This window comes from Marinobacter sp. UBA2498, from assembly GCF_002341575.1.
GTDB classification, from domain to species: Bacteria; Pseudomonadota; Gammaproteobacteria; order Pseudomonadales; family Oleiphilaceae; genus Marinobacter; species Marinobacter manganoxydans.
The window spans coordinates 8,273-16,776 of the sequence record NZ_DDOI01000099.1 but is presented as its reverse complement, the minus strand read 5'-3'; the positions used below and the strand labels follow the sequence as shown (position 1 = coordinate 16,776).

The 8,504-nt window shown below is 57.5% G+C and carries 7 protein-coding genes and 1 pseudogene; 6 read left to right on the top strand and 2 right to left on the bottom strand.

Annotated elements, in window-relative coordinates; genetic code table 11:
• Positions 1-120, top strand: a pseudogene (locus B2W52_RS13770) (3-oxoacyl-[acyl-carrier-protein] synthase III C-terminal domain-containing protein); the annotation flags it as partial.
• A gap of 12 nt (positions 121-132) precedes the next feature.
• On the opposite strand, the gene B2W52_RS13765 reads toward B2W52_RS13770, so the two are convergent.
• Positions 133-540: an acyl-CoA thioesterase gene (locus B2W52_RS13765; protein WP_041645241.1), complete on the bottom strand. Its 408-nt coding sequence runs from the start codon at positions 538-540 to the stop codon at positions 133-135.
• An 89-nt stretch (positions 541-629) separates the two neighbouring features.
• On the opposite strand from B2W52_RS13765, the gene B2W52_RS13760 reads away from it, so the two are divergent.
• The 5 genes from B2W52_RS13760 to dinG are packed head-to-tail and all read left to right on the top strand — an operon-like array spanning position 630 to position 7,575.
• Entirely contained in the window at positions 630-1,418 is a 789-nt protein-coding gene (locus tag B2W52_RS13760) for an MlaA family lipoprotein (RefSeq protein WP_273069850.1), read from the top strand.
• A gap of 29 nt (positions 1,419-1,447) precedes the next feature.
• Positions 1,448-2,935, top strand: a complete 1,488-nt coding sequence (locus B2W52_RS13755; RefSeq protein ID WP_092032428.1) for a DUF3336 domain-containing protein — start codon at positions 1,448-1,450, stop codon at positions 2,933-2,935.
• A gap of 1 nt (position 2,936) precedes the next feature.
• Positions 2,937-4,643 carry an ExeA family protein gene (locus B2W52_RS13750; RefSeq protein ID WP_286803575.1) on the top strand — a complete coding sequence of 569 codons (1,707 nt, stop codon included), beginning with the start codon at positions 2,937-2,939 and terminating at the stop codon, positions 4,641-4,643.
• A gap of 2 nt (positions 4,644-4,645) precedes the next feature.
• Positions 4,646-5,371 (top strand): general secretion pathway protein GspB, encoded by a 726-nt coding sequence (locus B2W52_RS13745; protein WP_273069854.1) that lies wholly within the window; start codon positions 4,646-4,648, stop codon positions 5,369-5,371.
• Entirely contained in the window at positions 5,371-7,575 is a 2,205-nt protein-coding gene (gene dinG / locus B2W52_RS13740; protein WP_286803573.1) for an ATP-dependent DNA helicase DinG, read from the top strand. The genes B2W52_RS13745 and dinG overlap by 1 nt, the downstream gene beginning before the upstream one ends.
• A gap of 264 nt (positions 7,576-7,839) precedes the next feature.
• Here dinG and B2W52_RS13735 read toward each other — a convergent pair.
• Positions 7,840-8,504, bottom strand: a 665-nt coding sequence (locus B2W52_RS13735; protein WP_286803572.1) for a LuxR C-terminal-related transcriptional regulator, incomplete at its 5' end; no start/stop codon positions are given.

Here is an 8,504-nt window from a genome sequence, read left to right as displayed (position 1 = left end):
GCCGGTTCGATCATCGCCTTCCACAAAAACAAGGATGACCTTGTCAGTGGTGATCTGGGGGTAATCTGTTCTTTCGGGGCAGGTTATTCCATCGGCAGCGTTGTGGTTCGCCGCCGATAGGAGTGAGCTGGGTCAAGACGTTGCCAGTGCCCTGAGGGTGTCTGGCAGCGGAGCCGATGAGCGCGTCTTCCGGTCGAACCAGACGATTTTTGCATAGCCTTCCGCATAGACGGCGCCGGTGTCGACATCTGTCAGCAAATGGTAGGTGTCGAGACTGGTGTTACCTGCCTTGTCAGCGTATGTTTTCACCTCAACCGTTGCCGGGTGGTTCAATTCCTTTAGAAAGGTAGCGCTGGTCTTTATAATAACGGGGCCGGTCGGCTCGTCAGGCCCGCCCAGCTCCAGTGAAGCCAGCCACACAATGCGCGCTTCCTCAAAGAATCGGAAGTAGACTGTATTATTGGCGTGGCCGTATGCATCCATGTCTCCCCACCGGAGGGGCATAGTGATTGTGTTTACAAGATTTCCCGGTACTGACATCGGTTTCTCCGGAACAACGGTTTAATAATAAAAAGTAGCGCCGGTATTTTCGACGAATTGAAACGAATTAAACAACCCAAGAGCAGATGATGAACTACTTTTTTATCCGGCGCCGGCTTATTACCCTGGCCATGTTGTTTTCCCTGTCTGCGCTTCTGCCAGCGGGCCCGGCTATTGCCCAGAACATGCAGGAACCCGCTCCAGAGGGATCTGTTCCGGTTGATCCCGCAGATCCCTGGGAGAACTGGAACCGCAAGGTGTACACCTTCAACGAGACCATCGACCGCTGGTTCCTGAAACCGGTAGCACAGGCCTATCGAACCTTCACTCCGCAAATTGTCGACCGCGGCGTTACCAATTTTTTCAACAATCTGACAGAACTGAGGAACTTCATCAACAGTGTCCTTCAACTGAAAGGGGAGTCTGCGGTGGTTGCCGTGGGGCGCTTCACCTACAACACCACCTTTGGGCTGGGTGGTTTGTTCGATGTCGCAACCGCCTTTGACCTGCCGGAACGGCCCGAGGATTTTGGTCAGACCCTGGGATACTGGGGCGCGGGTTCAGGGCCCTATCTGATGCTTCCTTTTCTCGGCCCTTCCACACCCCGGCACTTTACCGGGTTTGTGACGGACGGCTTCGCGTTGCCTTCGGCGTGGGATGAAGTGGAAAGCCCTGAAGTTTACTATGCAAGGGCTCTGCAAATCGTCGACCGCCGGGCGGATTTGATCCCTGCTGAAAGTTTCATCTCTGGCGACAGTTACGTGTTTGTGCGGAATGCCTTTCTGCAACGTCGCGAATTCCTGATTAACGACGGTAAGGTGGTTAACGATCCGTTTGCCAGCGATGATGATGAGGACTTGATGCTTGATGATTTCTAAGCGTCAGCCGGATTGAAAGGAGATCAACGGTGCTCAAGGATCCAAGAATAGCCAAGTTCCGGAAAATGCTGGCCGACGCGCCCAACTACGAGGTATGGAAAGCAGCGGCTCTGGAACTGGACTTTTTGGAGGGCAACGCCGAGTGGAAAGAGGATTTTGCCTCCGACCTTTATCATTATGAAGTCATCTACGACCGGCTGAGCAACCTCAAGCAGTATCGCCAGCAAAATGACGTGGAACGCCTCAAACGCGCTCTCCGCGAAGGCTTGCACCATGACCTGGGCAATATGGGCAATCCCGCGCTTTATACCCGGTCGCGCGTCGGCACCAAGCATCTGATCGAGGAGTACATCACGCAGGTCTGTGAAGCGCTGTGCTATCTTTGTGATCAACCGGTTCCGGGTTTTCCAGTTGCAGATAAGCTCCAGTTCTTCCGCGACACCCTCACAAGTTACGGTCGCCCGGCACTTTTGCTCAGTGGCGGCGCCACCCTCGGTGTGTTCCATTTCGGCGTGATCAAGGCGCTCTGGGAAAAGGGGCTTCTGCCGCAGGTTATTGCGGGCTCAAGTATCGGGGCCATCATCGCGGGCATTCTTGGTGTGCATACGGATGCCGAAATTCCGGAAATGCTGATCCCCGAGAACCACAACCTGAGAGCCTGGAAATGGCGAGGTCTTCTAAGCGCAGTCCGTGGCGACGGGCTCATGGATCAGGAGGAGCTTCGGAACTGTCTGCGGGGCAATATCGGTGAGTACACCTTCGAGGAGGCGTATCAGCGTACCGGACGTTCAATCAACGTTAGCGTGTCCCCAGTGCAGGCGCACCAGAAGGCCCGACTGCTTTGCGGATACACCTCGCCCTATTTGATGGTGTGGAGCGCGGTGCTGGCCAGCGCCGCGGTTCCCGGTATTTTCCCGCCGGTTACCCTGATGAAAAAAGACATTCAGGGTAATACGCTACCGTATATGCCGCGCCTGAAGTTTGTGGATGGCTCGGTCGTCAGTGATTTGCCAATCGAGCGGTTGATGCACCTGTACGATGTCAATTACACCATCGTGAGCCAGACCAATCCCCACGTAGTCCCTTTCCTGAGCCAGCGGGGGCTGGATGAAAAACTGTCCCTCGGAAATCTGCCCATGCATCTGTTGAAATCCGAGATACAGTTTCATGGCCAGGGCGTGTTCGATTACCTGCGAAAACGGGTAAGGCCGGAACTTCTGCGGCAGATGTCCGGTCAGTTGTACACCATTATGGCTCAGCGTTACTCGGGAGACGTGACCATAGCTCCGTCGTATTCCTTCAAGGATTACAGCAGGATGCTGGCGAATCCGGATCCTGCTTACGTGCGGCAGATGATTCTGGCTGGCGAGCGGGCGACCTGGCCGAAGATCTCCATGATTCGCTCCCACGCCCGTATATCGAAAACCCTGGAGCGCTGCGTGCGAAGGCTGAAGCAACAGAACCGGCGCACGGCCGAGCTCAGGCTGATCAGCAACGCGGATTCCGGTACGTCCTGATATGTATTACGACTTTTTCGGCTTTCGCGAACCGCCGTTTTCCATTGCCCCGGACCCTCGTTATCTATATCTCAGCGATCGCCACAAGGAGGCCCTTGCGCACCTGATGTACGGAGTCCAGGGGCAGGGCGGTTTCATCGTGATCACTGGTGAGGTGGGAACAGGAAAAACAACGGTTTCCCGGTGTTTTATCGAGAATGTTCCCGATCATGTGGATATCGCACTGATCCTCAACCCGAGGCTCTCTGCGCGGGAGTTACTGTCCTCCATCTGCGATGAGCTGGAAATCCCCCACGATATCAGTGCCACCATCAAGGAACTGGTTGATCTGATTAACCGGGACTTGCTCAAGGCCCATGCAGCCGGGCGACACAAGGTTCTGATGATTGATGAGGCCCAGAACCTTTCGGCCGAGGTGCTGGAACAGTTAAGGCTGTTGACCAATCTCGAGACGGCAGAGAAGAAGCTGCTGCAGATTGTCCTGCTTGGCCAGCCTGAACTGCAGGAAATGCTGGCACTTCCGGAATTGAGGCAGCTGAATCAGCGGGTTACAGCACGCTATCACCTGGACGCCATCGGTCGGGATGAGCTTGCGGCCTACCTGAAATACCGCCTCAGTGTTGCTGGCATGCGGGGTGATATCTTTTCGCAGCGGGCGGTGAATCGCCTCTATCGCGAGAGCCAGGGCATACCCCGCCTGATCAACCTGATCAGTGACCGCGCATTGTTGGGCGCCTATGCCGAGGGTGAGCATGAGATTACGCCCGAGCATATCCGCCAGGCGGCAAAAGAAGTACGTGGACAATCCCTCGGCCCCACGCCCTCACGAGCTCACCAGTCACCAGACAGATCCCAGTACCTTATCGTTGCGGCTTCGATTCTGGTGGCCATCATCGGCACCGCCTGGCTTATTGAGCGTTGGTCACCGGGCGGAGCGTTTCTCACCGATCCCTCCTCAGCAGAACCTTTGCAGGGAGCTGTTGAGCGAGTCGAGGAGCAGGAACAGAAACCATTGCAAGAGATCCAGGAAACCGGGTCTGGAGAGCCGTCAGCACCCGTTGAACTTGCCGTGCCGGGTCAGCTTCTGGATTCCGTGGAGGCTTTTCAGGTACTTTTCGGGATCTGGGGGCGTGAATATGAACCTTCGGAAGCGCCCGTTGCCTGCGACTGGGCCAACGAGGAGGGTCTTGGATGCCTGAGTCGTCAGGGTAGCCGCCGAAGCCTCGAGTTTCTGGATCGCCCGGCGATGCTTCAGTTGCAGGATGAGGCGGGTAACCGGGGGTTTGTCGTGCTCCGCCATCTGGATGGCGATACCGCAGACATCGCCTTGCCCTCCGGCAATCAGACTGTATTGTCTGCCAGTATCGAGCGCTATTGGTTCGGGGAGTACCGGGTTCTGTGGCGCCTTCCGGAATACCTGACGGGCGACGGCTTTTACAGCAATGGCGGTGGCGAGCAACTCTGGATTGGTGCGCGAATGATGGATCTGGCGGACCGTTTCAGTAATTCCCGTGCTGAAAGTGACCGGGTGAAACGGCTGGATTCAGAAGAGCAGGTTCGCTGGTATCAGTCATTGCGAGGGCTTACCGTGGATGGGATCGCCGGAGCCATGACCATCATCCAGATCAATAACGACCTGGAAGCTAACATTCCCCGTCTAAAGCCTCTGCAGTCCGAAGGTCGCCGGCAAGTTGAAGGTCGAGAGTAATTATGTCGTACATTCTTGACGCATTGCGGAAATCCGAAACTGAACGGAGGCAAGGGCGCGTACCGGACCTTGGTCAGCAGGTGCAGCTGATCCATCGCCCGAAGAAAAAGCGGTGGTCGCCGGCTGTCTGGGTGTCTCTTGCACTCATGCTCAATGCCGGCGTCCTGGCCTTTGTCTTCTGGCCGGGAGCGCCGTTGCCCTGGGTTTCCGAGTCGCAATCCGAGACATCTGCGGCCTCGGCCAGGATGACAGCTCCTGAACCTGATGCGGTGTCGCCTGCGACAGAGCCAGCGCCGACATTGGAAGATCCCGTTGCACAAACGGGGACCATCCCTGAGCCCGATGCGGGCGAGGCGACGCCGGCGCCGATCGCTTCGGAACCTTCCCCATCACAAAGCCGGGAGCGGGCGACCGTTATCGTTCCCTCATCCGCAAATGCCGAAACTGCTGCACCAATGGTGCAGCCCGAGCAGGCAGGCAGAGTGCCACATCTGGTAGAGTTGCCGCTCTCATTTCAGAAGAGCGTTCCCGATTTGACCTTTAACAGCCATATCTACTCGTCATCCCCTGCATCGCGCCGGGTCATGATTAACGACACCTACCTGCGAGTGGGCGACGTCTTCGATGGCCTGCGGGTAGACGACATAACGGAAGAAGGGGTGGTTCTGAGTCGTGACGGGCGCCCTTTTCGGGTTGGCGTTGTTCGGGACTGGGTGAGCCCTCGCTGATGGCGCTGACCGACGAGATCAAGCAATCGATCCAGCAGGGATATCGGGATGTGCTGGCAGGCAAGGATATTCGGGCGCGCTATGGGCAGCGCCTGATGATTGCGGAAATCGCCAGATACATGGGCGACATCACCGAGAACGATGGCCAGCGGACGTCCCCGGCCTCTGCCTGTGTGGTCGAAGCCGGGACCGGGACAGGCAAAACCCTGGCCTATCTGATCGCTGCCATCCCGGTGGCCAAAGCCCTCGGCAAAACCCTGGTTATCTCCACCGCAACCGTGGCCCTTCAGGACCAGATTGTGCTCAAAGATCTCCCGGACCTGAAAAAGCACAGCAAGATGGATTTCAACTGGACTCTGGCCAAAGGGCGGGGGCGCTACCTCTGCATGTCCCGGTTGGAAGCCCGACTGCACGATGAAGGCAATACCGACAGCGACACCATGCCCCTGTTCCTTTTGGATGGGCCGAAAAATGAAGAACCGGGCACCCGGGCCTTTTTCGAGGAAATGCTCGCCAGTTATGGCTCCCGCGAGTGGGACGGTGACCGGGACCACTGGCCGGAACAGATACCGGACGACGTCTGGCGACAGGTAACCACCGACCACCGGCAGTGCACCAACCGCCACTGCAGCTATTTCGACAGTTGCGCTTTTTTTGATGCCCGTAAAGACCTTGATGATGCCGATATCGTGGTGGCTAACCATGATCTGGTTCTTGCAGACCTTGCCCTGGGCGGCGGCGCCATTCTGCCGGAGCCGGAGAACGCCCTTTATATTTTCGATGAGGCTCATCACCTTCCGGACAAGGCCCTGAATCACTTTGCCGCGTCGCTGCCACTCAATGCTACCCGGCAATGGCTGAAGCAGCTTTCCCAGGCGCTTGTTAAAATGCAGCCTTATCTGGCAGCCGGCACCCAGGCCGCCAAGTCCCTGGATCGCATCAGTTCTGCGTCGAGAGAGGTAGACCTGGTCCTCAACCGGGTTTACGAAGAAGCCGAGCAGAATACCGGCTGGGAGTTCAACGAAGAGCGCCGGACGGCGCAGTGGCGTTATCCGGAAGGTGAGTTGCCGGAGGCCGTGGCCGAGCTTGCAGCCGAAAGCCGGATTGCTACCGCTAACATGGTCCGGCAACTGGGCGTTCTGGCGGACGAGTTGCAGGGCGCCTTTGACGAGCGCAAGGAGCATGAGATCGACCGGGAAACCGCCGAAGCCTGGTATCCGGTGATAGGCTCCTTTCACGCCCGGGCAGAGGACCAGTTGCGGCTCTGGACAGCCTGGTGCGACTCGGGAAATGCCAGTCCCCCCGTGGAAGCTGAAACCAACAGCGAGACAGGTGATGAGCCTGAAGCCAGGCCGAAAACGCAGAAAAGCCCGCCCCCAGCCCGATGGGCAGTACGCCAGCGCTGGGACCACGCCGAGGACATCACTCTTTACAGTTCACCGGTACTGGCAGACAACCTGTTGTACTCGAGGCTTTGGTCTCGCGCATACGGCGCCGTGCTCACCAGTGCCACCCTGACCGCACTTGGTCGATTCGATCGCCTGAACGCGCGGGCTGGATTGCCCCAGGGCAGCCGCTTCCTCGTGGTTCCCAGCTCTTTCCGTTACGGCGAAATGGCAACGGTGGAGGTGCCGGCGATGTCCGCCATGCCGACGGATGACGGCTTCGCCGATGAGCTTGTAAAACGACTACCGGACCTCTGGGCAGGCGAGAAGGCGACACTGGTACTGTTTACGTCCCGTCGTCAAATGCAGCAAGTGCGAGACGCGCTGGCCCCGGATTACCCGGACCTGATTATCACCCAGGACGATATGGCCAAGGGCGAAGTGCTGAGGCAGCATTGCAGCAGGGTGGATGAAGACCGGCCGAGTGTCCTGTTCGGCGTTGCCAGTTTTGCAGAGGGTATCGACCTTCCAGGCAAGTACTTGCACCACGTCGTGATTACCCGTTTGCCATTTTCGGTGCCGGATGATCCCATTGAGGCGAGCCTGGCCGAGTGGGTGACGCAGCGGGGCGGCAATCCGTTTATGGAAATCACCGTTCCGGACGCGTCCATCAAACTCGTCCAGGCGGTTGGTCGGCTGCTGCGGACCGAGCAGGATACTGGACGAGTGACGATCCTGGATCGCCGCATTATTGCCCGCCGATATGGTCAGCTGTTGCTGGATGCATTGCCACCCTTCCGCCGGATCATCGAACACTGAATCCCACCAGAACCGTTCAGCCATAAAAAAAGAGCCAGCCCTTTTGGGGTTGGCTCTCATCAAGGGGTTCTTTCGAACCCGGGCGTCGAAACAACGCGGAACAAGAAATCTGAAGGCCTGAAGTTTCAGAATTCCTGGTGAGGTTTCCCTCACCGTTGAAAATATAATAGGGGATTAGAGGGCGTAGCCGGATCGTCCAAAGGGCGTAGCGGGTTCAAGTTGTTGGTGCAAAGTGTGAGCTGCGTCACGTTTTTGGGCTCGAAATCAGCCTTGCAGCAACCCCAGTTCCCGGGCCCTGGCCAGAGCCTCGGTTCTGCGGCCCACGCCGAGCTTTCCATAAAGGTTGCGAATGTGGGCCTTCACCGTAGCCGGGGCAACGTCCATTTTTGCGGCAATTTCCTTGTTGGCATGGCCCGCATGAATGAGCGCAAGCACTTCAAGTTCTCGCTGGCTGAGAGGTTCAGGCAGTGTTTCGGCGTTGAGTGTCGTACGACCGCGCTCACCAGAAATGGCACCGGGTTTTGTTTCAGAATGGCCCTCGCCAGACTGGCGTTGATCGAGAAGCATTTTCCTGACGCTGGCGTTCCAGCTTCCCGGCTCATCCAGTGCTGGCAAACCAAGGAGCAGGGCACGCAGATCGGGGCTTTCCTCCGCAAAGAGCCTCAAGAATCCGGCGTCGCTGGCCAGTTTTATCGCGCGGGTCAGCATTTGCTCCGATTCATCGGTCCGTTCCTGCTTCGCCAGGGCCTCGCCATAGACCAGCAGAATTTCCACCAGGTGTCGGTTGTGGGCGTTGCGTTCAGCCGGTTGCAAAAGAGCGCTGAGTATTTCCTGGGCCCGCTCGGGCTGATCCAGTGCCACCAGCACTCGCGCCTCGCTAATACGGCTTTGTTCAAGATGAAGCGGATTGGTGAACTCGGTATCGGCTC

Excerpts from the sequence above, each read along its gene's own strand:
- dinG (WP_286803573.1), top strand. The coding sequence starts at position 5,371 with ATGGCGCTGACCGACGAGATCAAGCAATCGATCCAGCAGGGATATCGG.
- B2W52_RS13745 (WP_273069854.1), top strand. The coding sequence starts at position 4,646 with ATGTCGTACATTCTTGACGCATTGCGGAAATCCGAAACTGAACGGAGG.
- B2W52_RS13750 (WP_286803575.1), top strand. The coding sequence starts at position 2,937 with ATGTATTACGACTTTTTCGGCTTTCGCGAACCGCCGTTTTCCATTGCC.
- B2W52_RS13765 (WP_041645241.1), bottom strand. The coding sequence starts at position 540 with ATGTCAGTACCGGGAAATCTTGTAAACACAATCACTATGCCCCTCCGG.
- B2W52_RS13760 (WP_273069850.1), top strand. The coding sequence starts at position 630 with ATGAACTACTTTTTTATCCGGCGCCGGCTTATTACCCTGGCCATGTTG.